We start from the raw sequence: 23,125 nt of genomic DNA, 5'->3' as shown, positions 1-23,125 counted from the left end.
TCCTGAAATTGTCGAAACGGATCAGGCCAAAAAGGCTTCCACCAGTCGCACCCAGTAACTGGCGCCGGTCGCCAGGCAGTCATCGTTGAAGTCGTAACCGGGGTTGTGGACCATGCAGCCGCCCTCCCCGTCGCCATTGCCGATCAGCAGGTAACAGCCGGGGCAGCGTTGCAGCATGACCGCGAAATCCTCGCTGCCGGTCAGCGGTTTCATGTTCGGGATCAGCCCTTCCTCGCCCACCCAATCGATCGCCACTTGCCGCGCAAAAGCGGTCTTGGCTTCATCGTTGAACAGCGCCGGGAAGCGTTGCGCTTCGTCCACATCCACCGTCGCCCGCGCCCCGAAACCGCTGGCCTGGGCCTGGGCGATGCGGGTGATGCGCTCGATCAAATCGTCACGTACCGAGGCCTTGAGTGCGCGCACGCTCAACTGCAACTCGGCGTGATCGGGAATCACGTTGGCGGCGATCCCGGCATGAAAGGCCCCCACCGTCACCACTGCCGTGTCGAGTGGGTCGACAGTGCGCGAGACGATGCTCTGCAACGCCATGACAATTGCGGATCCCGCCAGCACCGGATCGACCGCTTTGTGCGGCATCGCGCCGTGGCCGCCAACGCCATCGACACGGATGGTCACGGTGTCGGTGGAGGCCATGAACGGCCCTTCGAGAAAGCCCAGCTTGCCCACCGGCAACCCCGGCATGTTGTGCATGGCGAACACCGCGTCGCACGGGAACAGTTCGAACAAGCCGTCATCGAGCATGCGTTGCGCGCCGCCGTCACCCTCTTCGGCGGGCTGGAAGATCACCACCAGCGAACCGTCGAAATTGCGGTTTTCGGCCAGATGGCGCGCGGCTGCCAGCAGCATCGCCGTGTGCCCGTCGTGCCCGCAGGCGTGCATCACGCCTTCGTGGCGGCTGGCATACGGCAGCCCGGTCTGCTCGATGATCGGCAGCGCATCCATGTCGGCGCGCAGGCCGATCATCTTGTCACCGCTGCCCTGGCGCAGCAGGCCGACCACGCCGGTACCGCCCAGCCCGCGATGCACCTCATAGCCCCACTCGCTCAACTTGCCCGCCACCAGATCGGCGGTGGCGAACTCTTCGAAGCTCAGTTCCGGGTAGGCGTGAATGTGTTGGCGCAGCGCGATCATTTCTTCTTCGAGCGCACGGATACCGGGCAGTGCAGGCAGATCGGTCATCAGCAGGTTCCTTGTTTTTATGGGGGCGTTTTCGGGTGTTCGACTGATACCCTGCGATCCTAATGACTTGCCGAATGCCGCGGCAGTCGCAAAAAACGGGGGCTGAAAACCGTGGGTTTACACCGTCACAACAGGAGAAAGGGATGAAGCTGCATCAACTGCGGGCGCTGGTGATGATTGCCGACTGCGGCAGCATTCGTGCGGCGGCGCGGCAACTGGGCGTTTCGCAGACCGCCGTGGCCAAGGCCCTGCGCGAACTGGAGGAACACCTGCAATTGCCGCTGCTGGTACGCAATGCCAGCGGCGTGGTGCTGACCGCTTACGGCCAGTCGCTGCTGCAGCATGCGCGGCAGATGCTGAGTCAGCTTGAGCGCGCGCAACTGGAGCTGACACACCTGAGCGATCAGGCCCAGGGCCAGTTGCGCCTGGGCATCTCGCCGTGGATGGGCATGACCCTGCTGCCGGAAGTCGTCACCCTGTTCCGCCAGCGCATGCCGCAAGTGCGTCTGGAGATCTTCGAAGGCTTGATGGCCGTGGCCCTGCCAAAACTGCGCGACGGAACGATGGAGTTCGCGGTAGGCCTGGTCTCGTCGCTGCTGCCGCGTCCGGAGTTCGTCAGCGAGCCAATCTTTTCCTACCGCATGGCCGTGGTCGCCCGCCACGATCATCCGCTGCGCAAGGCCAGTTCCATCCACCAACTGCTCGACCAGGACTGGGTGGTCAACTACCCCGACGCCAGCCACGAAGGCTTGATGACCGAGCTGTTCTGGCAACACGGCGCGCAGATCGACCTGCAACACATCCACCGCGCGCACTCGCCGCAACTGACGTTGTCGCTGATCGAACAGACCGACATGCTCAGCTACTTTCCCGAACCCATGCTGACAGTGCCCGGCTATCGCGAACGCGTGGCCCGGCTCGATCTGGCCGAGACCTTCGCCAATGATGTCATCGGCATCGTCACCCCGCGCAACGCCCCGCTGGGCGCGGCGGCGCAGTGTTTTGTCGACTGCCTGCTGCAAGTGATACGCCGCCGCGCACGCTCGGCGAGGCCGGAGGATGTCGAGTTGTTCGATACGTTGGGGTTGTTGATCTGAGGCAACGCTATGAGACGCCCCGGCTCGCCCAGTCCCGCACGGCCTGAGCAAACAAACGCAGTGCGGTAGGCGGATGTCGGTTGGCCGGGTAATACAGGCAGAGCCCCGAATAGTTTGGACTCCATGGCTCCAGCAAGCGGACCAACCGGCCGGCCTGCAAAGCTTCCGCCACCAGGGACTGCGGCACCCAGGCGATTCCCGCACCGGCCAGCGCGGCCTCGACCATCAGGTTGAGGTTGTCCATCGTCAACTGACCTTCCACATCCAGGCTGACGCTTTGTTCGCCCTGTCTGAACTCCCAGCGAAACAGACCGCCACCGGTGAAGCGAAAGCGAATGCAGCGATGGGCCTTGAGATCCTGCGGCACCTGTGGCGCCGGATGCTGCTGAAGGTAGTCCGGCGAGGCCACGGCAGCGAAACACACGTCGGGCCCAAAGCGGATGGCGATCATGTCCCGTGGCACGTCATCGATCAGCCGGATGCCGGCGTCAAAACCGTCGCCGACAATGTCTTGCAGCGCAGCGTCGGCCACGAACTCGATATGGATGTTCGGATAGCGGGCAATGAACTCGGGAACCACGTGGCGAATCAACGGCCGGATCGACGACTCCGACGCGCTGATACGGATCGACCCTGAAGGGCTGATCCGGGCGGAGGTGACCTCGTTGACCACGTTCGCCAGGTTATTCATCAACGGTCGAACCCCGTTGAGCAACTGCTCCCCCGCCTCGGTCAGCGACACCGAGCGCGTCGTGCGGTTGAACAGGCGCATTTCCAGGCGCGCCTCCAGGTTGCGCATCGAATGGCTGAGCGCCGACGAAGACACTCCCAATACTCGCGCTGCACCACTGAAACTGCGTTGTTCGGCAATCGCGATGAAGGCTGTAAGGCCAGGCAGATCTGCGCGCAACATTGATGAAAATCCCTCACTAAGGCATGCAGCCAACCCTATATTGTTGAGCAATCAGCAGCAATATAGAGTCGTTCACCTCGTCGGGAATCCGGCTCTCATGTGAGGTGAACCCATGAACAACTCTGCAAAAGTGATCGTGGTGATCGGTGCAGGCGCCATCGGCCAGGCGATTGCCCGGCGTGTCAGCGCAGGCAAGCATGTGGTGCTGGCCGATCTCAAACAGAAAAACGCCGATGCCGCCGCAAAGGTCCTGCTCGATGCCGGTTTCGACGTGACCACCGCCGTGGTAGACGTTGCCTCTCGCGCCTCGGTGCAAGCGCTGGTCCAGACCGCTACCGCCCTCGGTGACATCAGCGGGGTCATCCACGCGGCCGGGGTTTCACCCTCGCAAGCGTCAGCCGCAACCATTTTGCGCGTCGATCTGTACGGCACGGCCGTCGTACTGGAGGAATTCGGCCAGGTCATCGCTGCCGGCGGTTCAGCCATCGTGATTGCCTCGCAATCCGGGCACCGCTTGCCGGCGCTGAGCGCTGAACAGAACAAGGCGCTGGCGACGACACCGACCGAGGAACTGCTGGCGTTGCCAATGCTGTCCGCCGAATGCATCAGCGACCCGCTGCATGCTTATCAAGTCTCCAAACGCGGCAACTCGCTGCGGGTCATGGCCGAGGCCGTGCGATGGGGTAAACGAAGTGCGCGGGTCAATACGATCAGCCCGGGCATCATCTTCACGCCACTGGCCCGGGATGAGTTGAGCGGCCCGCGCGGTGAAGGCTACCGGCGCATGATTGAACGCAGCGCCGCCGGGCGTGGTGGCACACCGGATGAAGTGGCAGCCGTGGGTGCTTTGCTCATGGGACCTGAGGGCACCTTCATTACCGGCAGCGACTTCCTCATGGATGGCGGCGTCACGGCAGCTTACTGGTTTGGGGATCTGGCGCCGGACTAAATCACGCTTCGTCCTTTATTCGGGGTTAGAATCCGCCCGGTTCGGCTAACAGTTTAAGGATGACCCCGGCATGTCCCCACTCGACACCTCCCTGCAAGACACCGCCGCCCCCGACGGCGTCTGCTTCGGCTGCGGCAGCAGCAACCCGCACGGTTTGCACATCAAGAGTTTCTGGCACGAAGACGGCGTACACGTCATGGCCGAGCATGTGCCCGAGGCCAAATACTGCGGCTGGCCGGAGCTGGTCTACGGCGGGTTGATCGCGATGCTGGTGGACTGTCACTCCAACTGGACAGCGATGGCTTACCACTACCGCGCCGAAGGGCGTGAAGCCGAAAGTCTGCCACGCATCAACTGCGTCACCGGCAACCTCGGCATCAAGTTCATCAAGCCGACGCCGATGGGCGTACCGCTGACGTTGAAGGCGAAAGTCGAAGGAGAAGTCGGGCGCAAGAGCCGGGTGATCTGTGAGGTGTATGCCGGGGATGTGCTGACGGCGGTGGGTGATTCGGTGTTTGTGCGGGTCGATGCGGGGCAGTTGGCAGCGGCCGCTCACGGTCGCTAAAACTCGTCACTGAAGGAAAACTGCATGCCCGATCGCAAAATCATCATCCCCGAATCCATGAAGCCCATCGTCGAACGCGCCGGTTACGCTCCGGCGGTTCTAGTCGGCGACACGCTTTATTGCGCCGGTCAGGTCGGCCGGACGGCAGATCTGGCAGTCATCGAAGACCCCGGGCAGCAATTCATCCGTGCCTGGGAAAACCTCGAAGAAGTGCTGAAGGCCGGCGGTTGCACCTTCGAAGACGTGGTGGAGATGACGACTTATCACGTCGACATGAGCCGGCACATGCCGGTGTTTCGCGAAGTGAAGAACCGCGTGTTCCCCAAAGGCTTCTGCGCCTGGACCTGCATCGGCGTCAGCGAACTGGCCCATCCGGGGCTGCTGGTGGAAATCAAATGTGTGGCCGTGCGCAGGCGCGCTATACCTGTGTAGTGTTTTTTACTATCACCGCGAGGCGTTGAACCATGGACTTGACCCTCTACTACCATCCATTGTCGTCCTACTGCCACAAAGCCCTGATTGCCCTGTACGAACACGGCGTCGCTTTCGAAAAACGCCTGATCGACCTGTCCAGCGAAGCCGAGCGGGCCGAGTTGCGGGCGCTGTGGCCATTGGTCAAGTTCCCGGTGCTGCAGGATCGCGCCCGCCAGCGCAACGTGCCGGAGTCGAGCGTGATCATCGAGTATCTGGATCGCTATCACGCTGGAGCGGGCCGCTTGATCCCCGACGATTGGGACACAGCGCTGCAGGTTCGCCTCTGGGACCGGTTTTTCGACAACTACGTGATGACGCCGATGTCGCAAATCGTCGCCGACCGCATCCACAGCAGAAACGCCGACCTGAGCAGCCAGCGCACCTTGCTGAACACCGCCTACGACATGCTGGAAAACCAGTTGGCGACCCACCCGTGGATCGCCAGCCCGGACTACAGCATGGCCGATTGCTCGGCCAGCCCGGCCTTGTTCTACGCCAGTACGCTGGTGCCGTTTGGCAACGACCGCCCTCGCCTCAGCGCTTATTTCGAGCGTCTGGTGCCGCGTCCGTCTTTCAGCCTGGTGATCGACGAAGCCAGACCCTGGTTTGACTTCTATCCCTTTGCCGAAGCGCTTCCCCAACGGTTTCGCTGAGCAACGGCCTCACGCCGGCTGGTGACTGGTCACGCAGTGAATCCCGCCACCACCAGCGGCGATGGCGTCGATGTTGATCTGCACCACGTCGCGGTTCGGGTAGAGCTGCTTGAGCAGGTCGAAGGCTTTCTTGTCGGCGTCCTTGTCGCCGAACTCCGAGGCGATGACCGCGCCGTTGATGACGAAGTAGTTGATGTAACCGGCCGCGAAGTCGTCGTTGTTCTTGTTGAACTTGGTCTTGCGCGGCTTCAGCGGTGGCGACACGGTGTGGATCTGCAGCGGGCGACCGTCGGCGTCGGTGGCCTTCTTCAGGATTTCCAGATGTGCCAGCGTAACCTTGTGATCGTAGGATTGCGGGTCGGTGTCGAGATTGGCGATCACCACGCCGGGCTTGACGAAGCGCGCGTAGAAATCGACGTGGGCATCGGTGATGTCCTTGCCCTTGATGCCCGGCAGCCAGATGATCTTGCGCAGGCCCAGGCGTGCTTTCAGTTCCGCCTCGACATCGGCCTTGCTCCAGCCGGGGTTGCGGTTGGCGTTGACCCAGCAGCTTTCGGTCATGATCCCGGTGCCGTGACCATCGACTTCGATACCGCCGCCCTCGCCCACCAGTTCGCTGCGGATGTAGGTCGCTTGCGCGTCTTGCGCCACTCGTTGGGCGATTTTCGCGTCTTTGGAGTGCTGTTGCTTGTTGCCCCAGCCGCTGAAATTGAAGTCCACCGCGCCGAGACCGCTTTTGTCATCGATGACGAAGTTGGCGCTGATGTCGCGCATCCAGATGTCGTCGAGGTTGGCGATCTGGTAGGTGATGTTGGACGTGCCGCAAATCTCTTCGGCCAGGCTGCGTTCGCCGCTGCGGCAGTAAATGGTCAGTGGCTCGTAGCGGGAGATGGCGCGGGCGATGCGGCCCAGGGCTTCCTGAACGTCTTCGGTGAAATCTTCCCAGATTGCGTCCTGCGCGCCGAACGCCATGTAGGCACGTTCGTGTTTGTCGCCCTCGTCGGGCATGAACCAGCGACCTTCGCTGGCCGCCAGCACCCGCGCCGGGGACAGGCCGAGGCCCATGACGGCAGCGCCTACGCCGGCGGCGACTGAAACCTGTTTGATGAACTCGCGACGAGTCGGCATGTGTACGTTCCTGTAGGTGGAATGGGCCGCCGAAGCGGCCCGGAAAAATCACTTTGCAGTGGCGGTCTTGAACTTGGTCCAGGTGCGCATGCGGGCACGCATGTCGGCCTGGGGAATATCCTTGCCCGGTATCAGACGAGCATAGGTCGCTTCGTCGAGATAGATGTCCGGGTTGTTGCGCATCGCCTCATCCACCATTGGCCGGGCCTTGGCGTTGGAGGTCGGGTAACCGGTGAAATTGCTGATCGCAGCCATGTTCTCCGGGCGCATCACGAAGTTGATGAACGCGTAGGCGTATTCCGGGTGTTTGGCATCCACCGGAATGGCCATGGTGTCCATCCACACCGTAGTGCCCTCGCGAGGCACGCGGTACTGGAAGCGAGTCTGCTTGCCGGCGCTGTCCGAGGTGCGCTGGGCCTGGGTCATGTCGCCGCTGTAGCCGAGGGACAGGCACAGGTTGCCGTTGACCAGATCGGTCACCGGTTGCGACTGGAACTTGCGGATGTACGGCCGTAGTTTCATCAGCAAGTCACTGGCCGCCGCCAGGTCCGCAGGCTTGGCGCTGCGCGGGTCGCGGCCCAGGTAATTGAGCACCACGGCCAGCACTTCGTCCGGCGAGTCGATCATCGAAATCCCGCAATCGGCGAATTTCGCCGCCAATTCCGGCTTGAACAGCATGTCGAGGCTGTTGACCGGCGCATCGGCCATGCGCTGCTTGATCTGCTCGGCGTTGTAGGTCAGGCCGATGGTGCCCCAGGTATAAGGCACCGTGGCCTTGTTCGAATGCTCGTAATGGCTGCGCAGTTTCTGCAGGCCCGGTTCGATGTCATTCATCGCCGTGACTTTCGAAGGATCCAGCGGCAACAGGCTGCCGGCGCGCATCAGCCGTTCGGCCACTGTGTCGCCGGGGAAGATCAGGTCATAGCCGCTGCCACCGGACAGCATCTTGGCCTCCAGGGTTTCGCTGCCGTCCATCACGTCGTAGATCACCTTGATCCCGGTTTCGGCGGTGAACTTTGTCAGCGTGTCTTCGGCGAAATAATCCGCCCAGTTGTACAGCCGCAATGTCTTGTCTTCGGCGTGCACGGCCGGCATCAAACCGGCCAGCGCCAGGCCCAGAGCGCCCAGCAACCACTTGTGTGAAGTAGGCATATCAGACTCCTTGAGGGTTCCAGCGGGCGTGAAGGTGACGGCCGTCCTGGCTCAACAAGGCGCCGTACATTTCCGGGCGACGGTCGCGGTAGATGCCCCAGCTCAAGCGATCTTCACGCATGGCTGCCAGATCGAGGCTTTGCACCAGCACACCAGTGCTGGCGCGGTCGGCTTCGGCGAGCATTTTCCCCTTGTGGTTGCAGATGAACGACGAGCCGTAGAAATTCATTTGCAGCGCCGCATCGGTGCCCGCCACTTCGCGGCCAACGCGGTTGGAGGCGATCACCGGCAGCAAGTTGGCAGCCGCGTGGCCACGCATGGTCATCTGCCAGTGGTCCCGCGAGTCCAGATCCGCGCAGCCCGGCTCAGAGCCGATGGCGGTCGGGTACAACAGCACTTCGGCGCCCATCAACGCCAGACAGCGAGCGGTTTCCGGAAACCACTGATCCCAGCAGATGCCCACGCCGAGCCGGCCGAATGCGGTGTCCCAGACTTTGAAACCGGTGTCGCCGGGGCTGAAATACTCTTTCTCCTGATAGCCGATGGCGTTGGGGATGTGGGTCTTGCGGTACACGCCCAACAGGCGCCCGTCGGCATCCGCCACGCTCAGGGAGTTGAAGTAGGCATTGCCGGCCTTCTCGTACCAGCTCAGCGGCAGCACCACGCCGAGTTCACGGGCCAGTGCGGCGAAGCGCGACAGCACCTGACTGTCGCGGTACTCCTCGGCCAGCGCCATATGGTGGTGGCTCTGCTCGATGCAGAAATACGGCGTGGCGAACAGCTCCTGCAACAGGATCACTTGCGCGCCCTGCCCCGCCGCTTCACGCACCAGTTGCTCGGCGCGGTCGAGGTTGCTTTTCAGGTCCCAGGTGCACGGCATCTGGGTGGTAGCGACTTTCAACATCGTCATCGATCAACCCTCCACCGGCCAGGCTGGCTGCTGTTGGGTGATGCAGTGCACACCGCCGCCGCCATGGGCCAGATGATTGATCTGCACCGGCACCACTTCGCGGCCCGGGAACGCCTTGGCCAGGGTTTCTGCCGCCACATGGTCGGCCCCGATGCCGTACGCCGGCATGATGATCGCGCCGTTGGCGATGTAGAAATTGGTGTACGAGGCGCAGAACACTTCAGCTTCGGTGTCCACGGCATCGGTGGCTTCATACAGCTCGATCAGCTCGAACTTGCGGCCCTGAGCGTCGGTGGCCAGTTCCAGTGCGCGGCGGTTTTCCCGCACCACTTCGGCGTACACGGAGCTGCGATCGTGAGTCGCATCCACCAGCAACACGCCGGGACGGGCGAAGGCGCAGACGCCATCAACATGGCCGTCGGTCATGTCGCCGGTGACGTAATCCGGATCCCCCGGCAGCCAGATGGTTTTCTTCACGCCGAGCAGGCGACTGAAGATTTCTTCCATCTCGGCCTTGCTCACGCCGGGGTTACGGTTGGGGTTGAGCAGCACCGATTCGGTAGTGATCAGGGTGCCCTCGCCGTCCACATGGATCGCGCCGCCCTCGTTGCTCAACGCCGTGCCGAAGCACTCGCCGCCCAAATGATTGAGTACGCGACGGGCCAGGCTTTCGTCCAGATCGTGGGCCGACTTGCCGCCCCAGGCGTTGAAGCGCCAGCTCACACCGGCCAGACCCTGCTCAGGGTGAACCACGAAGCTCGGGCCGGAGTCGCGGCACCAGCTGTCGTTGACCGCCAGCGGAATCAGTTCGATGTTCGGCCCGCACAGGGCTTTGGCACTGGCGATGGCCGACGGATCGACGACCATTTTCACCGGTTCGAACCGGGCGATGGCGTTGGCGACGCGGGCGAAATCTTCCTGTACCAACGGCAAGGTCACGCGCCAGCCCGACTCCCACAGGGCCTTGTTGTGGGGCCAGACCATCCAGGTCGCGGCGTGCGTTACCCACTCTGCCGGCATCATCCAACCGCTGTTGTTGTTTTTGTTCTGCTGCATGGTAAAAAGCCCTTTGAGTTAAGCCATTGTGTTCAATGAAAACAGCCTTGGCGGCGTTGATGTGCATGCTAATGGCGGCCTGACGGGCAAACAAACGATGGATTTAGCGGAAAACTGATTAGAGGAACTTATCGATCATGCTGAAACACTGGCCACCTCTCAGCTCGTTGCGCGGCTTCGAAGCCGCTGCCAGATTGGGCAGTTTTCACAAGGCCGCCGAAGAGCTGAGCCTCACGCAGTCGGCCATCAGCCAGCAGATCCGCAGCCTTGAGGCCTACCTGGAGCAGCCGCTGTTTTTCCGAAGCGGACGCAGCGTGGCGCTGACCGACGCCGGCCACGATCTGCTCAGCACCACCCAGGCGATGTTGCAGCAACTGTCGGTGGGCATCCGGCGGCTGGGGCAGTACCAGAAGCCCAATCAACTGGTGCTCAACACCACGCCGGCGTTTGCCCGGCACTGGTTGCTGCCGCGTCTGGGGGATTTTCGCCGTCAGCATCCGAAGGTGGACCTGTGGATTTTCAGCACCGATGAAGTGCCGGACATGGCGACCCAGACCATCGATATCGCGGTGCGCGACGACATTAGCTCGCAGGCCGAATGCAGCTTCAGGGTGCTGCATGCCGACCGGCTCTATCCGGCGTGTCACCCGAGCCTGCTGAGCGTGCCGGGCGCACAGCGGACAACCCTGCATGGCGAACGGGAAATGGACTGGAGCCATTGGGCGGTGGAATCGGGGATCGATGTCGGCCAGCAGGATCAGGGCCTGAACTTCTCCGATCCAGGTTTGCTGCTGGACGCCGCGTGCAGCGGGCTCGGCATCGCGCTGGTCAGCCAGTTGCTCAGCCGCAAGGCCCGGGCCGACGGGCTGTTGCAGCCCTTGGTGGACGACACCATTCGCGGCCCGAACTGGGCGCTGCTGACCCACCGCGACAGCGAAAGCGACCCGATGGCCCGCAGTTTCACCGAGTGGTTGCTGGCGAACCTGAGCGATCCATGACCGGTGCATGACGGGCCATCACCTCGGCGACCCAATCGATGAACACCCGCAGCTTGCGGCTGATGTGACGGTTGGGCGGGTACGCGACGTAGAGCGGCATCGGATCGAGGCGCCAGTCTTCGAACAGCGGCACCAGATCACCGCACGCCTCGTGTGCTTTGGACATGTATTTGGGCAACCACAACACGCCCAGCCCCGCGAGACCCGCCGACAGGTAGGCATTGCCGTCATCGACAGCCAGCACGTGGCGGCCCTTGATCTGCAAGTCTTCGTGTTCGTTGTGCAAGGCGTAAGGCACCGGTTTGCCGGTGCGCGCCCAGAGGAAACCGACCACCCGGTGATGGCTGTCCTCCAGATCCCGGGGATGCGCCGGAGTGCCGGCCCGGGCCAGATAGCTCGGTGCGGCATATACGCCCAGTTGCAGATCCGCCACCTTCCGGGCCATCAGCGACTGATCCCGCAACTCCCCGCCGCGCACCACGCAGTCGACGTTTTCATCAATGATGTCGACGATCCGGTCACTGACGCCCATGTCGATCTGGATTTCCGGGTAGCGCGTGCAAAACTCGGGCAGCGCCGGCACCAGAATCAGATTGGCCAAAGGGCTCGGCACATCGACCCGCAAGCGCCCCTTGGGCTGGGCCGCCGCGCCGGGAAGGCTGGTCTCGGCATCGTCCATGTCCGCCAGCAACCTGATCACCCGCTCGTAATAGGCCGCACCGTCCGCCGTGGCGTTGACCTTGCGCGTGGTGCGGTTGAGCAACTTGACCCGCAGGCGCGCCTCAAGTTGCTGCACCAGATGGGTCACGGTGGTCTTGCTCATGTGCAGGGTTTCGGCGGCCTTGGTGAAACTGCCCGCCTCCACCACCCGGGCGAAGGCCTGCATCGCGTCAAAACGGTCCATATCCAACCTCTAATGGCGGCTCGATTGTTTGGCTATGCCAAACAGTGAACGCCAAGGTTGCGCGTTTATCGTGTCGGCGCAAGCCCCTAAAGTTTATCCATCGCAGGTTTTCAACCCATTGACGGAGACACCCCATGACCAACACCCAGCCAAAACGCGACGTGGTTTTCCCGCCCGGACGCCATGCCCTCTATGAGCGCAATCGCTATTCGCCGGCCGTTCGTTCCAACGGTTTTCTGTTTGTCTCGGGGCAAGTCGGCAGCCTTGAGGACGGCTCGCCCGAGCCGGATCTGAAACAACAGGTGCGAAGGGCCTTCACTAACCTCAACGCGATTCTCGGCGCGGCCGGCGGCAGTTTCGATGACGTGGTAGACGTGACCGTGTTCATGGTCGACCCGCAATCGACCTTCGAAACCATCTGGGAAGTGGTGCCTGAGTTCTGGGGCGAGGCGCCGCATCCGACCATCACGGCGGTCGGCGTGACGTGGCTGTATGGCTTTCAGTTCGAGATCAAGGTGATCGCCACTGCCGGAATGACCTGATATCGCGTCGATTTGCAGCACGGGCCGCCAGTCTTCAGACTGTCGGCCCGCATTCCTTTTGCGATCCATCGCCATGCCCGACACCTTGCTCCAGCCCAGCCTGCCCGGCATCGCCCTGCGCCGCTGGCGGGTGCTGCACCGCGTCAAGCAAAGTCATGCCGCCGAGTTGTTCAAGGTCACTCAATCGACGATTTCCCGCTGGGAAAGCGGCGTGCAGGCGATGGATCCGGAGGCGCATCGACAACTCGAGACTTTGCTCTCGGCGCGACTCGACAGCGCCGCCGATCAAGCCCTCGCACGGCTGGTGACGGAAAGTGCGCGCCCGGTTCACCTGGTCTGCGACCTGACCCATCGCCTGCTGGCCTGCTCACCTGCCCGCGCCGCGCAGTTCGCCAGCCCGCTGAGCGATCTGCTGGGGCAATCGCTGTGGCGGTTTGCGACAGCGGAAATCCAGCACAAGGAATCCTTGCTGGATGACACCGGCTGGCGGGAAGTCCAGGCGCCGCCGGCTCTGGAATTCCTGACGGGCAGCAATGACTCCGCCCGTGTGCCGATCCAGCCGAGTCTCTGCCGCTGGACGCGGATCGCCCTCTCCGACGGCACCGCCGCACGGTTGGTGGAAACGCTGTAGGCCACCCGCCGCATATTTTATGCGTGGACGATGATCGAGCCCGGGCCTAGGCTTTGAGCCCTGCTCTCTTTACTCCGGCCACTGTATGAACCTCGAAAAAATCAAGGGACGCCTCGAATTCCTGCGTGAAGCAGAACGGCTCAAGGACGTCCTCAGAAGCGCACACACTTCCTCCGGGCGCAGCGAAAGCACCGCCGAACACAGCTGGCGCCTGTGCCTGATGGCGATCGTGTTCGCCGACGACCTGGCCGGGCTCGACGTGCTGAAAGTCCTGAAGATGTGCGTCATCCACGACCTCGGAGAGGCCATCAACGGTGACATTCCGGCGGTCGATCAAGCCGGCTTTCCCGACAAGGGCGAACAGGAACGCAACGACTTGCTGCTGCTCACCCGGTCTCTGGACGACGCGCTGAGAAACGAAATCCTTGCGCTCTGGGACGACTACGAAAACGCCGGCTCTCCAGAAGCCAAGGCCGTGAAGGCACTGGACAAGCTGGAAACACTTTTACAACACACTCAAGGACAGAATCCGCCAGACTTCGACTATGGCTTCAACCTGGCCTACGGCAAGCAATACACCAACGCCGATCCGCTGTTCGAAACCCTTCGGACCCTGATCGACCGGGATACCCGAGAACGCATGAATACAAACATCACCGTCCGCAACGAACGCCCCGAAGACATCGACGCCATCGCCCGAATCACCGAGGCCGCGTTCCAGCACGAAGAACACTCCAGCCACACCGAACAATTCATCGTCAACGCCTTGCGCCACGCCGGTCAGCTCAGCGTTTCGCTGGTGGCAGTGGAAAACGACACGGTGGTCGGCCATGTCGCCATTTCCCCCGTAACGATTTCCTCCGGCGCTCAAGGCTGGTATGGCCTGGGCCCGATCTCCGTGTGCCCGACCCGCCAGCAGCAAGGCATCGGCTCGGCGCTGATGAGAGCCTCACTGACGGAGTTGCAGCGCATTGGCGGCGTTGGCTGCGTGGTACTTGGCGATCCGGGCTATTACGGTCGTTTCGGCTTCAAGGCCCATGCGGGTCTGGAGTTGCCGGGGATTCCGGCGGAGTACTTTCAGGCGTTGGCGTTTGGTGGGGAGTTGCCGGTGGGCGTGGTGAAATATCACGAGGCGTTCGAGGCTACCGAGTAGCGCCTCATCGCTTTTGATTGCTCACATTTCGTGGTCTATGGCTTCACCAAAGCGCTCTTGATGCCATTTCGGCGATCAATGACTCTGTCCGTACGTTGTTTTTGCACTGACAGAAAAGAGCCAACGCCATGCAAAGCCCGAGAACCCTGTACCGGAAGCACATCGACAGTCACACCGTCTGCACCCTCGACGATCAGGGCCACGTGCTGCTCTACATCGACCGCCAGGTCGCCAACGAATACACCAGCCCGCAAGCCTTCAGCGGTTTGCGCGACGCCGGGCGCAAAGTCTGGCGCCCCGCTGCGACGTTGGCGGTGGTCGATCATGTGAACCCCACCGCACCCACCCGCATCGCGACCATGCCCGACGCCGGAGGTGCGCGGCAGGTGTCGTATTTCGAAGAGAATTGCCGCGACTTCGGCATCGAGCTGTTCGATGTGCTGGACAAGCGCCAAGGCATCGAACACGTCGTGGCGCCGGAACAGGGTTTCATTTTGCCGGGCATGGTGGTGGCGGCCGGTGACAGCCACACCACCACTTACGGCGCACTGGGTGCGTTCGGTTTCGGCATCGGCACCTCGGAAATCGAGCACCTGCTGGCAACGCAGACCCTGGTCTACAAACGCCTGAAAACCATGCGGGTGACGGTCAACGGTGAGCTGAGGGCGGGTGTCACGTCGAAAGACATCATCATGGCGCTGATCGAGCAGATCGGTGCTTCGGGAGCCACAGGTTATGCCATCGAATTCACCGGCCCGGCGATCAGCGACCTCAGCGTCGAAGCACGCATGACCATCTGCAACATGGCCGTGGAGGCCGGCGCCCGTGGGGCGTTCATGGCGCCGGACGACAAGGTCTTCGCCTATCTGCAACTCAAGCCGCGTGCGCCGAAAGGCGAACTCTGGGAGCAAGCGGTCGAGCGCTGGAAAGGCCTGCACAGCGACCATGGCGCGGTGTTCGACAGTGAAGTCAGCCTGGATGTCTCGGCGCTGGAACCGATGGTCACCTGGGGCACCAGCCCGGATCAGGCCTCCCCGGTCGGGGGACGAGTGCCGGACCCGGCCAGCCAGCCCGACCCGATTCTGCGTCAGGGTCTGCAACGCGCCCTCGACTACATGGGATTGAAACCCGGCATGCCGCTGAGCGAAGTGGTGATCAGCCACGCGTTCATCGGCTCGTGCACCAATGCGCGGATCGAAGATTTGCGTGACGTGGCTCGTGTGGTGCGCGGCAAGCACGTGGCGCCCCACGTGCGGGCGATGATCGTGCCCGGCTCGACGCTGGTGCGCGATCAGGCGGAAGACGAAGGGCTGGCCCAGATCTTTCGCGACGCCGGTTTCGAATGGCGGCAATCGGGTTGCTCGATGTGCCTGGCGATGAACGACGACGTCCTCGCGCCCGGTGATCGCTGTGCATCCAGCACCAATCGCAACTTCGAAGGTCGTCAGGGCGCCGGTGCGCGCACCCATCTGATGAGCCCGGCGATGGTCGCCGCAGCCGCCATCACCGGACATTTGACTGACGTGCGCGCCTTCGCGCCGGGAGTTTGAGCCATGCAACCGTTCACCACTATCAGCGGCAGCGCCGCGCCGTTTCTGGCGGCCAACATCGACACCGACGTGATCATGCCCAAGCAGTTCCTCAAGGGCATCGATCGTCAGGGGCTGGACCGGGGGCTGTTCTTCGATCTGCGTTTTCTGGCCTCGGGCGAACCCAATCCCGGGTTCGTGCTCAATCAGCCCGCCTGGCAGGACGCGGCGTTTCTGGTGACCGGCCCCAACTTCGGTTGCGGCTCAAGCCGTGAACACGCGGTGTGGGGCTTGAAGCAGGTCGGGATCCGGGCGCTGATCGGCACCACGTTCGCCGGGATCTTCTATGACAACTGTCAGCGCAACGGCGTGTTGGCAATTCAGCTCGATGCCGCGCAGTTGAAGCAGGTTGCCGAAGTCATCAGCGTTCCGGCAACTGCGCATATCCGTGTGAACCTGCCCGAGCAAACCATCGAACTGGCGGACGGAGCACGGATCGCTTTCGAGATTGATGAACTGCGCAAACAGTCACTGCTGCTGGGGCTGGACGCCATCGGCACGACGCTGCAACGGGCCGGGCAGATTCGCGCGTTCGAGGCACGACATCTCGCGGAAAACCCTTGGTTGGGCTGAACACAAAAACCGGGTGGTTCACTGAACCACCCGGTTTTTCATTCGACAGACAAGTCGCGGAAATACTCTTCGAGAAACTCCACGCAGACCCGCAATTTGGCCGACTCGCTGAGCCGTGTCGGGTACACCGCCCAGACGTTGGCGCTCTGGGTGTAATCCGCCAGCACCTGCACCAGCCGTCCTTGCTTGAGCATCGGTTTGACGTCCCACATCGAGCGCAACAGAATCCCGCCACCACTCAGGGCCCACTCCATCACGATCTCGCCACTGTTGGAGGACAACGGGCCGCTGACCCGCACCGATTCCTGCTGCCCGTCCTTGGTGAGTTCCCAGATGCCGAACGCATTGTTGCGTTCCTTCAGCACCAGGCAATCGTGGTCTTGCAGATCTTCGAGGGTTTGCGGCGTGCCCCGGCGCTCTAGGTAGTCCGGCGTGGCGCACAGCACCCGCCGGTTGCTGACCAGTTTGCGCGCCAGGTGCTGGCCCGGCAGGTCATCGCCCACCAGAATCTCCAGGTCGAAGCCCTCGCCCACCAGATCAACTACGCGGTCGAACACGTCCAGGCGAATGTCGAGCTTCGGGCAGGTTCGGGCCAGTTGGCTGATCGCCGGTGCGACGTGATTGCGGCCGAAACCAAAGCTGCTGCAAATGTGCAGCGACCCGGCTGGCTGGTGCCGGGCCTGGGCCATCTCGCCGAGGAAATCATCGAAATCCCCCAGCAGCTTTTCCGCCCAGATCCGTACCCGCTCGCCATCGTCGGTCAGGGCGATGCGCCGGGTGGTGCGGTGCAACAGTTTTGTCGAGAGCGTGCTTTCGAGCACCGCGATGCGTTTGCTGACGTAGGCCGGCGAATAGCCCAACTCGTCGGCGGCGCTGGCAAAGCTGTTCTTGCGGATGACCGTCAGGAATACCTTGAGGTCTTCGGGCAAGGGAAACTGGTCACGATTCGTGTTCATACAGCGCGCTCATCCACTGCCTGCTTCATGATTCGCGCAGGATAGCAGCGGCCATGACCGTTCGGCGCTTTTTCTGGCAGCCCCGAACAAACAGGACTAGGGTTGCGTGGCTGGCGATATGCTGGCCACTTGGCAAACGTCCATCGACGAACGCCATCAGCAGCACTGGAAGAAAAATCAGGGATGGTTTTTGTGCTTGCGGGTTAATGCACTCTTGATGAGTGAACAACCTATCCCTGTGTTTCGTTGCTTTCTATCAAGGACAGAAAGATGACCAACGTACAGGCGAACTTCTCTTGCCCTCTGCCACGGCAGACGCGCCTCCCAGTTCCGAACGGCAGGCCGGACAGCAGACCGGACGGTTTCGGCTGACGCCCGCGGCGTCGCATCGGCGCCCATTCAATCACCACGATTTGACGGATCCGGACGGATCAGGCCATCACCTCGCCAGGCACCACTGTCGCCAGTGTTTCCTGCCGCTGGCTGTCGCCTGCCTGTCAGGAAAGACGCCCCTCGCCTGAAGGGGATGTTCGGCAACCACCACGAGGAAACCCTCTATATGACTGGCTCAAAACACAACATGCCGCCGTACGGCGTCGCCATCCAGAGCGCCATCACGGGCGGCGATCTGCAACAGATGAAGACTTTGTTGAAGCAGCGCGATTCAACGAAGCCGGAAGCGAAGGAGCTGCAAACCGCGTACGAAAAACTGGCCAAAGAAGTTTCCCGTCTGGAAAAACCCTAGGTCATTTCCCACATTGCAATGGAGGCAATTCACATGTCTGGTTCTGTTTCGCAACAAAACGTCGGTCTGTTTCCGGTGAGCTACCGGATCAGCACGGGACTGCCTGGCGCACCAAGCCTGGTACTCAACCTCCTGGTTTCAACGCCTCAGGAGCAAGTCAACGGCAATGCCACCATCACCCAAGCCGTCAATCCGCCGCTCGACCTGCATTCCGATGTATGGGGTGAGTACACCTATCTCACCGTCATGTCCCCCGGTGTCAGCAAGATCCTGATCACCGCCCAGGGCAATCATGGCGGTCCAGGCTCCAACTCCATCGTCAACTTCAAGATCCGGCTGGTAGTCGGTACTGACTGGAGAGAAGGTGTCGCCAATTACGAGTACTACAACGGTTCTCAATGGATCGAAGTCACCAATGCCCCGGCGCATCTGGTCGAGTCGGTGCCATCTAACGCCTTTCAGCCTTTCCATCCCGGCCCCGTGATCCAGCCACACCGTCCGATCATGCCGCTGTACGCCGCCCCCATCCAGAGCGCCATCGCCGCCGGCGACCTGGCCCAGATGAAAAGCCTGGCCGCACTGGCCAAGCAGCAACTGGAGCAGCTACCGCAATTGCGGATCGCGCTGGATACCGCAAAAAACGAACTCAGCCGCCTGCAAAGTCGCTGATCGGCCACTGGACTCCATCATCATTCAAGGAAGCAGCATCATGTCGATCGGACTTTTCCATACTCGCCTCATTGTCAGAAACGATTTACTCGGCGCACCTGTCTTGATCCTGGATCTGCTGGTCAATACCGTCAGCAAGAAAGTCAGCGGTGTAGCCAGTGTATTTCAGGCTACCTGGCCTACTGTTAATTTTCGGGCTCAGGTCTGGGGCGATTACAGCCAGGTCAAGCTGACCTCGGCGGTCGAGAACCACATCATCCTCAACCTGGCCGGCAGCCCGAGCGGCCCGCTCAGCCAGATCGCCCAGACCTTCCATCTCAAAGGCATTCTCGGCGGTGACTGGGCCAGCGGTTTTGCCGACTACCGCTACGAAGAGCAAGGCCAATGGCACGTCGTAAAACACGTCGCTGTGCATCAGGCTCAAACCGTGGAGCCGCAACCGGTGCCGCATCCACACGTGCCGCTGTACGCCGTTGCCGTGCAACAGGCTCAGACCAGCGGGGATCTGGCACAGCTCAAGACCGCCGTGCAACAGGGTGAGCAGCAACTGGCCCACGAAGGCGCATTGCGCAGTGCCCTTGAGCAACTGAACGCGGAGATTGCCCGACTGGAAGCACGCTAAACCGCATGCGCCGGGCGCGATCCTTCGCGCCTGGCGTCTTGCCGGATTTCAAGGTCAGTCCAATCGTGCCGCGCACAGGACCGTGCGCAAGGATCTCCCATGACAGACATCCGCCCTGCCCGCTACCTCAGTGACACCGATCTCAAACGCTACGTGCCGGTGCACGTGGTCTGGGAAATCACCCTGGCCTGCGACCTCAAATGCCTGCATTGCGGCTCGCGCGCGGGACATCGACGCCCCGATGAACTCAACACCCGTGAATGCCTAGATGTCATCGATTCCCTCGCTGCCCTCGGCACCCGCGAGATCACCCTGATCGGCGGCGAAGCCTATCTGCGCAAAGACTGGACGCAACTGATCCAGGCCATCCACGACCACGGCATGTACTGCGCGATCCAGACCGGCGGACGCAATCTGACGCCGGCGAAGATGCAGGCTGCGGTAGACGCGGGCCTCAACGGGGTCGGAATCTCTCTGGACGGGCTCGCGCCATTGCACGACAAAGTGCGCAACGTGCCCGGTTCGTTCGACAAGGCGGTCGACACCCTGCGTCGGGCCAAGGCGTCCGGGCTGGCGGTGAGCGTCAACACCCAGATCGGTGCGGCGACTCTGCCTGACTTGCCGGAGTTGATGGACACCATCATCGAACTCGGCGCCACCCACTGGCAGATCCAGATCACCGTGGCCATGGGCAATGCCGTGGATCACCCGGAACTCTTGCTACAACCCTATCAATTGCTGGAAGTGATGCCGCTGCTCGCGCGGTTGTACCGCGAAGGCGTGGATCGCGGCCTGCTGATGAACGTCGGCAACAACATCGGCTATTACGGCCCTTACGAACATTTGTGGCGCGGCTTCGGTGACGAGCGCGTGCACTGGAGCGGCTGCGCGGCGGGTCAGACCGTGCTGGCGCTCGAAGCGGACGGCACGGTGAAAGGCTGCCCGTCACTGGCGACCGTCGGTTTCTCCGGCGGCAACGTGCGCAACATGAGCCTGCACGATATCTGGCATTACAGCGAAGGCATCCACTTCGGTCGCCTGCGCTCGGTCGACGACCTGTGGGGCTATTGCCGCAGCTGCTATTACAACGACGTTTGCCGGGGCGGCTGCACCTGGACCTCGCACTCATTGCTGGGCAAACCCGGCAACAACCCGTACTGCCATTACCGCACCCTGGAACTGCAAAAACGCGGACTGCGCGAGCGTATCGTCAAGATCGAAGACGCGGCGCAGCGTTCCTTCGCCGTTGGCCGTTTCGACCTGATCACCGAACGCATCGACACCGGCGAACAAGTCAGCAGCGTCAGCGACAGCGGCCAGGTGATCAAACTCGCCTGGATCAATCAGGGCCAGAAATCGCCGGAGGAAGGACGCATCCCCGTGCAACTGGCGCTGTGCCGCAGTTGCCTGCAGTACATTCATCCCCACGAATCGATCTGCCCGCACTGCCACGCCGATGTCGCGGCGGCCGAGGCCAGGCACCAGACCGACCGGGCCCGTCAGCAGGCGATCATGAACACGTTGACGGGGTTGCTGGGGGTGGCGCCGAGTACGTTGGTGTGAAATCGGGTCCAGGCGCCCGCAGGATTCGGGCGCCTGGACCGCCAAGACGTCGTGAAAATCCGGCCCTTTCAGCCGCTCGGGGAAATAAGTAGCTGTTTTCCATGAAATTTATTTGCTTCAGGGGTTCCCAGAACGCAAGAGCGCTGGTAAAGTGCCGCCCACTGTTGCAGAGGTCCTCCCGGGACTGAACACAATAGCTACAGGGGCGTCGCCAAGCGGTAAGGCAGCAGGTTTTGATCCTGCCATGCGTTGGTTCGAATCCAGCCGCCCCTGCCATTTTTTCCTCGTTTCACCCTCCTCCGCTTCATCTCTGCCTCAACGGCAAATCATTTTTTTGAATTCAACGTAATCGCCGAACGCACCAGCGCTTTCAGTGCCTTTGCATCTATTTTGTCGTCTTCGTGAACATCAATCGCCCGCCGGGTATTGCCTTCAAGGCTGGCATTGAACAGTCCCGACGGATCCTCCAGCGCCGCGCCTTTGGCAAACGTCATTTTCACCACGGCCTTGTAGGTTTCCCCGGTGCAGATGATGCCGTTGTGTGACCAGACCGGAACGCCGCGCCACTTCCACTCCTCGATAACCTCCGGATCGGCCTCGTGAATGATCGCGCGGATCTCGGCCAGTTTCTGGCCGCGCCAGTCGTTCAGTTCGTTGATTCTTGCGTCGATCAGCGCCGAGGGATTCCCGGTCGCCGCGCCGCTGCTGTCCTTCTTCATATTCTTGATCTCCCGAAAAACCTTGTCCGCTATCCAGCGTAGCGCCGACTGCGCCAAACGCCGGGCAAAAAAAAAGCCCCGCAAGGTGCGGGGCAAAGGAATTGGTTGGTTGCGGCCAACCAAAGGAGCATCGTCAAAATCGCTGACCGTCAGGCGTTACAGGCACTCCTGGGCGGCCCGTTCAAAACTCGACGGCATGAAACTCGACGCCAGCAAGTGGCGCTCGTACAAGAACACCTTGCCACCGTCCTGCGCCTTGTAGGCTTCCAGCACGTTGTCCGCCGACACTTTGCTCGGCACCACGATCCGGTAGCTGCGCTGGGTCTGGGAGACGGTCGGGTTCATCGCACTGTTTTGCAGTTTCGGCACGACGCATTCGGCGTACTGGGCCGGGGTCTTGTGGGTCTGCAAGGTCAGCGTCGGGTCATTCGGCGCAGAGGCGCAAGCGGTCAGCAGCAAAGTGGCAGAAGCCATGGCAGGGATAAAAAAAGCACGCATGGATAAAATCCTGAAAATAAAAGGTCCGGTTCTCAAGCAACGTTCAGCGTCACGGGCGCTGCCGTTGCGGTTTTAATAAGAGTGTTCAGCCTGCACTCACCAGGGCCTTGAGCGAATCATCGAACTGCTTCAAGGCGCTGAATTGCAGGTCCCGTTGTTTTTCGATCTGGGCTGCGATCTCGGGTGCTGCCTTGTTGTGAACCCACACCGACGGCAGCTGTTTTTCCACCGCGCCTTCGGCCTTGCCGATGTATTGCAGGTTGGCGTCGTAGAAACGTGCGGCGAAGCGCGCTTCGACCTGGTTGTTGCGCTGGGTCAGCAGACGGTTGTGGGTGTCGAGCATCACCACCACGTCAGGATGGGCCTGCACCAATTGATCCAGGCTGTCGTAGACGGTCACCGAGAGAAACTGCTGTTGCAGCGAGCTCATCAACCAGTCGATGGCCAGCTCCGGGTCGGAGCTGTTGACGAAGGCCTCGCGAATCCGCGCATCGAGTGCATCCTTGGCACCGTTCACCGCCACATCGTGGTAACGCTCGAGGTATTGCAGGTTATCCAGGGTGTTTTCGCTGTACAGCACCCCCACGGTTTGCGAATGCTGCAGCCCGCTGCTGGCGCCGCCGATGGGAAGAAAATGGCACGTACCGGCGTCGGCTGCGTAAGTCGGTGCAGTGGTGGCTACCCCGCCCATCAGCAGGGCGACCAAAGCCAGTCGGGTCAGAGTCTTCATCGCGCAAATTCCTTGAGCTGCGTTTCGATGGAGGCGATTTTCCGCCTGTCGGCCGCAAAGCAGAACTTGCGTTTCTTGATGGTCACTATTACTTGAACCAATAGTTGCCCAGCGTGCAGACTGCTGCACACTCGAT

The 23,125-nt window shown here is 61.7% G+C and carries 26 protein-coding genes, 1 tRNA gene and 1 pseudogene; 17 read left to right on the top strand and 11 right to left on the bottom strand.

Annotated features, from left to right (window positions below; translation table 11 throughout):
* Window positions 1-21 precede the first annotated feature (21 nt).
* Entirely contained in the window at window positions 22-1,200 is a 1,179-nt protein-coding gene (locus DLD99_RS12650) for a M20 aminoacylase family protein (protein ID WP_114882479.1), read from the bottom strand.
* 143 nt (window positions 1,201-1,343) lie between these two features.
* On the opposite strand from DLD99_RS12650, the gene DLD99_RS12645 reads away from it, so the two are divergent.
* Complete coding sequence (locus DLD99_RS12645; RefSeq protein ID WP_114882477.1) at window positions 1,344-2,297, top strand: LysR family transcriptional regulator; 954 nt, start codon at window positions 1,344-1,346, stop codon at window positions 2,295-2,297.
* 7 nt (window positions 2,298-2,304) lie between these two features.
* Here the strand turns inward: DLD99_RS12645 and DLD99_RS12640 are convergent, their stop codons facing one another.
* Window positions 2,305-3,210 carry a LysR family transcriptional regulator gene (locus tag DLD99_RS12640; protein WP_114882475.1) on the bottom strand — a complete coding sequence of 302 codons (906 nt, stop codon included), beginning with the start codon at window positions 3,208-3,210 and terminating at the stop codon, window positions 2,305-2,307.
* Between the two features lie 112 nt (window positions 3,211-3,322).
* Between DLD99_RS12640 and DLD99_RS12635 the strand changes: the two genes are divergently transcribed.
* The 4 genes from DLD99_RS12635 (at window position 3,323) to DLD99_RS12620 (ending at window position 5,851) form a co-directional block, all read left to right on the top strand.
* On the top strand, window positions 3,323-4,159 hold the full coding sequence (locus DLD99_RS12635) for an SDR family oxidoreductase (RefSeq protein ID WP_114882473.1): 837 nt from the start codon (window positions 3,323-3,325) through the stop codon (window positions 4,157-4,159).
* A gap of 70 nt (window positions 4,160-4,229) precedes the next feature.
* The gene (locus tag DLD99_RS12630) at window positions 4,230-4,724 is read left to right on the top strand and encodes a PaaI family thioesterase (protein WP_114882471.1); all 495 of its coding nucleotides are present in this window, start codon (window positions 4,230-4,232) and stop codon (window positions 4,722-4,724) included.
* A 24-nt stretch (window positions 4,725-4,748) separates the two neighbouring features.
* Window positions 4,749-5,156, top strand: coding sequence for a RidA family protein (locus tag DLD99_RS12625; protein ID WP_114882469.1), 408 nt, complete (start codon window positions 4,749-4,751; stop codon window positions 5,154-5,156).
* 32 nt (window positions 5,157-5,188) lie between these two features.
* The gene (locus tag DLD99_RS12620; RefSeq protein WP_114882467.1) at window positions 5,189-5,851 is read left to right on the top strand and encodes a glutathione S-transferase family protein; all 663 of its coding nucleotides are present in this window, start codon (window positions 5,189-5,191) and stop codon (window positions 5,849-5,851) included.
* Between the two features lie 9 nt (window positions 5,852-5,860).
* On the opposite strand, the gene DLD99_RS12615 is transcribed toward DLD99_RS12620, so the two are convergent.
* From DLD99_RS12615 to DLD99_RS12600, 4 genes are read right to left on the bottom strand one after another with little or no spacing between them, the layout of a single operon-like run.
* Window positions 5,861-6,979 carry an agmatine deiminase family protein gene (locus DLD99_RS12615; RefSeq protein ID WP_114882465.1) on the bottom strand — a complete coding sequence of 373 codons (1,119 nt, stop codon included), beginning with the start codon at window positions 6,977-6,979 and terminating at the stop codon, window positions 5,861-5,863.
* A 48-nt stretch (window positions 6,980-7,027) separates the two neighbouring features.
* Window positions 7,028-8,131, bottom strand: a complete 1,104-nt coding sequence (locus DLD99_RS12610) for an extracellular solute-binding protein (protein WP_114882463.1) — start codon at window positions 8,129-8,131, stop codon at window positions 7,028-7,030.
* 1 nt (window position 8,132) lies between these two features.
* Window positions 8,133-9,041, bottom strand: coding sequence for an N-carbamoylputrescine amidase (gene aguB / locus DLD99_RS12605; protein WP_114882461.1), 909 nt, complete (start codon window positions 9,039-9,041; stop codon window positions 8,133-8,135).
* Between the two features lie 3 nt (window positions 9,042-9,044).
* Window positions 9,045-10,097 carry an agmatine deiminase family protein gene (locus DLD99_RS12600; protein WP_114882459.1) on the bottom strand — a complete coding sequence of 351 codons (1,053 nt, stop codon included), beginning with the start codon at window positions 10,095-10,097 and terminating at the stop codon, window positions 9,045-9,047.
* A gap of 137 nt (window positions 10,098-10,234) precedes the next feature.
* On the opposite strand from DLD99_RS12600, the gene DLD99_RS12595 reads away from it, so the two are divergent.
* Complete coding sequence (locus DLD99_RS12595; protein WP_114882457.1) at window positions 10,235-11,095, top strand: LysR substrate-binding domain-containing protein; 861 nt, start codon at window positions 10,235-10,237, stop codon at window positions 11,093-11,095.
* On the opposite strand, the gene DLD99_RS12590 is transcribed toward DLD99_RS12595, so the two are convergent.
* Window positions 11,058-11,999 carry a LysR family transcriptional regulator gene (locus DLD99_RS12590; RefSeq protein ID WP_114882455.1) on the bottom strand — a complete coding sequence of 314 codons (942 nt, stop codon included), beginning with the start codon at window positions 11,997-11,999 and terminating at the stop codon, window positions 11,058-11,060. The two genes, DLD99_RS12595 and DLD99_RS12590, sit on opposite strands and share 38 nt — an antisense overlap.
* A 134-nt stretch (window positions 12,000-12,133) precedes the next feature.
* Here DLD99_RS12590 and DLD99_RS12585 point away from each other — a divergent pair, with 134 nt between their 5' ends.
* The 6 genes and pseudogenes from DLD99_RS12585 to leuD all read left to right on the top strand — a co-directional run bounded on the left by DLD99_RS12585 (window position 12,134) and on the right by leuD (window position 16,487).
* Window positions 12,134-12,541, top strand: a complete 408-nt coding sequence (locus DLD99_RS12585) for a RidA family protein (RefSeq protein WP_114882453.1) — start codon at window positions 12,134-12,136, stop codon at window positions 12,539-12,541.
* 73 nt (window positions 12,542-12,614) lie between these two features.
* Window positions 12,615-13,172 (top strand): helix-turn-helix domain-containing protein, encoded by a 558-nt coding sequence (locus DLD99_RS12580; protein WP_114882451.1) that lies wholly within the window; start codon window positions 12,615-12,617, stop codon window positions 13,170-13,172.
* 85 nt (window positions 13,173-13,257) lie between these two features.
* Window positions 13,258-13,815, top strand: a pseudogene (locus DLD99_RS29415) (HD domain-containing protein); the annotation flags it as partial.
* A complete protein-coding gene (locus DLD99_RS29410) occupies window positions 13,813-14,325 on the top strand; it encodes a GNAT family N-acetyltransferase (protein ID WP_244220808.1) in 513 nt (170 codons plus the stop codon). The pseudogene DLD99_RS29415 and the gene DLD99_RS29410, both read left to right, overlap by 3 nt.
* A 128-nt stretch (window positions 14,326-14,453) precedes the next feature.
* A complete protein-coding gene (leuC, locus tag DLD99_RS12570; RefSeq protein ID WP_114882449.1) occupies window positions 14,454-15,875 on the top strand; it encodes a 3-isopropylmalate dehydratase large subunit in 1,422 nt (473 codons plus the stop codon).
* A 3-nt stretch (window positions 15,876-15,878) separates the two neighbouring features.
* Complete coding sequence (leuD, locus tag DLD99_RS12565; protein ID WP_114882448.1) at window positions 15,879-16,487, top strand: 3-isopropylmalate dehydratase small subunit; 609 nt, start codon at window positions 15,879-15,881, stop codon at window positions 16,485-16,487.
* 38 nt (window positions 16,488-16,525) lie between these two features.
* Here leuD and DLD99_RS12560 read toward each other — a convergent pair whose 3' ends face one another.
* Window positions 16,526-17,443, bottom strand: coding sequence for a LysR substrate-binding domain-containing protein (locus DLD99_RS12560; RefSeq protein ID WP_114882447.1), 918 nt, complete (start codon window positions 17,441-17,443; stop codon window positions 16,526-16,528).
* A 559-nt stretch (window positions 17,444-18,002) separates the two neighbouring features.
* Here DLD99_RS12560 and DLD99_RS12555 point away from each other — a divergent pair.
* The 5 genes from DLD99_RS12555 (at window position 18,003) to DLD99_RS12535 (ending at window position 21,318) form a co-directional block, all read left to right on the top strand.
* Window positions 18,003-18,188, top strand: a complete 186-nt coding sequence (locus DLD99_RS12555) for a DUF1843 domain-containing protein (protein ID WP_114886659.1) — start codon at window positions 18,003-18,005, stop codon at window positions 18,186-18,188.
* A 33-nt stretch (window positions 18,189-18,221) separates the two neighbouring features.
* Complete coding sequence (locus DLD99_RS12550) at window positions 18,222-18,857, top strand: DUF1842 domain-containing protein (RefSeq protein ID WP_114882446.1); 636 nt, start codon at window positions 18,222-18,224, stop codon at window positions 18,855-18,857.
* Window positions 18,858-18,897: 40 nt separating this feature from the next.
* Window positions 18,898-19,479 (top strand): DUF1842 domain-containing protein, encoded by a 582-nt coding sequence (locus tag DLD99_RS12545; RefSeq protein ID WP_114882445.1) that lies wholly within the window; start codon window positions 18,898-18,900, stop codon window positions 19,477-19,479.
* Between the two features lie 99 nt (window positions 19,480-19,578).
* Complete coding sequence (locus DLD99_RS12540; RefSeq protein WP_114882444.1) at window positions 19,579-21,042, top strand: GDL motif peptide-associated radical SAM/SPASM maturase; 1,464 nt, start codon at window positions 19,579-19,581, stop codon at window positions 21,040-21,042.
* Between the two features lie 201 nt (window positions 21,043-21,243).
* A tRNA-Gln gene (locus DLD99_RS12535) sits at window positions 21,244-21,318 on the top strand.
* 50 nt (window positions 21,319-21,368) lie between these two features.
* Here the strand turns inward: DLD99_RS12535 and DLD99_RS12530 are convergent.
* The 3 genes from DLD99_RS12530 to DLD99_RS12520 form a co-directional block, all read right to left on the bottom strand.
* Window positions 21,369-21,761 (bottom strand): DUF1801 domain-containing protein, encoded by a 393-nt coding sequence (locus DLD99_RS12530; protein WP_114882443.1) that lies wholly within the window; start codon window positions 21,759-21,761, stop codon window positions 21,369-21,371.
* Window positions 21,762-21,917: 156 nt separating this feature from the next.
* Window positions 21,918-22,259 carry a hypothetical protein gene (locus tag DLD99_RS12525; RefSeq protein WP_085708435.1) on the bottom strand — a complete coding sequence of 114 codons (342 nt, stop codon included), beginning with the start codon at window positions 22,257-22,259 and terminating at the stop codon, window positions 21,918-21,920.
* An 85-nt stretch (window positions 22,260-22,344) separates the two neighbouring features.
* On the bottom strand, window positions 22,345-22,989 hold the full coding sequence (locus DLD99_RS12520) for an ATPase (protein WP_114882442.1): 645 nt from the start codon (window positions 22,987-22,989) through the stop codon (window positions 22,345-22,347).
* Window positions 22,990-23,125 lie beyond the last annotated feature (136 nt).

The sequence above is a fragment of the Pseudomonas kribbensis genome (assembly GCF_003352185.1).
Lineage (GTDB): Bacteria > Pseudomonadota > Gammaproteobacteria > Pseudomonadales > Pseudomonadaceae > Aquipseudomonas > Aquipseudomonas kribbensis.
The sequence above is the reverse complement of the archived record's forward strand: the minus strand, read 5'-3'. Positions and strand labels throughout refer to the sequence as shown.

Excerpts from the sequence above, each read along its gene's own strand:
- DLD99_RS12590 (WP_114882455.1), bottom strand. The coding sequence starts at position 11,999 with ATGGACCGTTTTGACGCGATGCAGGCCTTCGCCCGGGTGGTGGAGGCG.
- DLD99_RS12540 (WP_114882444.1), top strand. The coding sequence starts at position 19,579 with ATGACAGACATCCGCCCTGCCCGCTACCTCAGTGACACCGATCTCAAA.
- DLD99_RS12555 (WP_114886659.1), top strand. The coding sequence starts at position 18,003 with ATGACTGGCTCAAAACACAACATGCCGCCGTACGGCGTCGCCATCCAG.
- DLD99_RS12585 (WP_114882453.1), top strand. The coding sequence starts at position 12,134 with ATGACCAACACCCAGCCAAAACGCGACGTGGTTTTCCCGCCCGGACGC.
- DLD99_RS12525 (WP_085708435.1), bottom strand. The coding sequence starts at position 22,259 with ATGCGTGCTTTTTTTATCCCTGCCATGGCTTCTGCCACTTTGCTGCTG.
- DLD99_RS12635 (WP_114882473.1), top strand. The coding sequence starts at position 3,323 with ATGAACAACTCTGCAAAAGTGATCGTGGTGATCGGTGCAGGCGCCATC.
- DLD99_RS12600 (WP_114882459.1), bottom strand. The coding sequence starts at position 10,097 with ATGCAGCAGAACAAAAACAACAACAGCGGTTGGATGATGCCGGCAGAG.
- DLD99_RS12615 (WP_114882465.1), bottom strand. The coding sequence starts at position 6,979 with ATGCCGACTCGTCGCGAGTTCATCAAACAGGTTTCAGTCGCCGCCGGC.
- DLD99_RS12530 (WP_114882443.1), bottom strand. The coding sequence starts at position 21,761 with ATGAAGAAGGACAGCAGCGGCGCGGCGACCGGGAATCCCTCGGCGCTG.
- DLD99_RS12520 (WP_114882442.1), bottom strand. The coding sequence starts at position 22,989 with ATGAAGACTCTGACCCGACTGGCTTTGGTCGCCCTGCTGATGGGCGGG.
- DLD99_RS12645 (WP_114882477.1), top strand. The coding sequence starts at position 1,344 with ATGAAGCTGCATCAACTGCGGGCGCTGGTGATGATTGCCGACTGCGGC.
- leuD (WP_114882448.1), top strand. The coding sequence starts at position 15,879 with ATGCAACCGTTCACCACTATCAGCGGCAGCGCCGCGCCGTTTCTGGCG.
- DLD99_RS12580 (WP_114882451.1), top strand. The coding sequence starts at position 12,615 with ATGCCCGACACCTTGCTCCAGCCCAGCCTGCCCGGCATCGCCCTGCGC.
- DLD99_RS12620 (WP_114882467.1), top strand. The coding sequence starts at position 5,189 with ATGGACTTGACCCTCTACTACCATCCATTGTCGTCCTACTGCCACAAA.
- DLD99_RS12610 (WP_114882463.1), bottom strand. The coding sequence starts at position 8,131 with ATGCCTACTTCACACAAGTGGTTGCTGGGCGCTCTGGGCCTGGCGCTG.
- aguB (WP_114882461.1), bottom strand. The coding sequence starts at position 9,041 with ATGACGATGTTGAAAGTCGCTACCACCCAGATGCCGTGCACCTGGGAC.
- DLD99_RS12650 (WP_114882479.1), bottom strand. The coding sequence starts at position 1,200 with ATGACCGATCTGCCTGCACTGCCCGGTATCCGTGCGCTCGAAGAAGAA.
- DLD99_RS12630 (WP_114882471.1), top strand. The coding sequence starts at position 4,230 with ATGTCCCCACTCGACACCTCCCTGCAAGACACCGCCGCCCCCGACGGC.
- DLD99_RS12595 (WP_114882457.1), top strand. The coding sequence starts at position 10,235 with ATGCTGAAACACTGGCCACCTCTCAGCTCGTTGCGCGGCTTCGAAGCC.
- DLD99_RS12640 (WP_114882475.1), bottom strand. The coding sequence starts at position 3,210 with ATGTTGCGCGCAGATCTGCCTGGCCTTACAGCCTTCATCGCGATTGCC.
- DLD99_RS29410 (WP_244220808.1), top strand. The coding sequence starts at position 13,813 with ATGAATACAAACATCACCGTCCGCAACGAACGCCCCGAAGACATCGAC.
- DLD99_RS12560 (WP_114882447.1), bottom strand. The coding sequence starts at position 17,443 with ATGAACACGAATCGTGACCAGTTTCCCTTGCCCGAAGACCTCAAGGTA.
- leuC (WP_114882449.1), top strand. The coding sequence starts at position 14,454 with ATGCAAAGCCCGAGAACCCTGTACCGGAAGCACATCGACAGTCACACC.
- DLD99_RS12625 (WP_114882469.1), top strand. The coding sequence starts at position 4,749 with ATGCCCGATCGCAAAATCATCATCCCCGAATCCATGAAGCCCATCGTC.
- DLD99_RS12550 (WP_114882446.1), top strand. The coding sequence starts at position 18,222 with ATGTCTGGTTCTGTTTCGCAACAAAACGTCGGTCTGTTTCCGGTGAGC.
- DLD99_RS12545 (WP_114882445.1), top strand. The coding sequence starts at position 18,898 with ATGTCGATCGGACTTTTCCATACTCGCCTCATTGTCAGAAACGATTTA.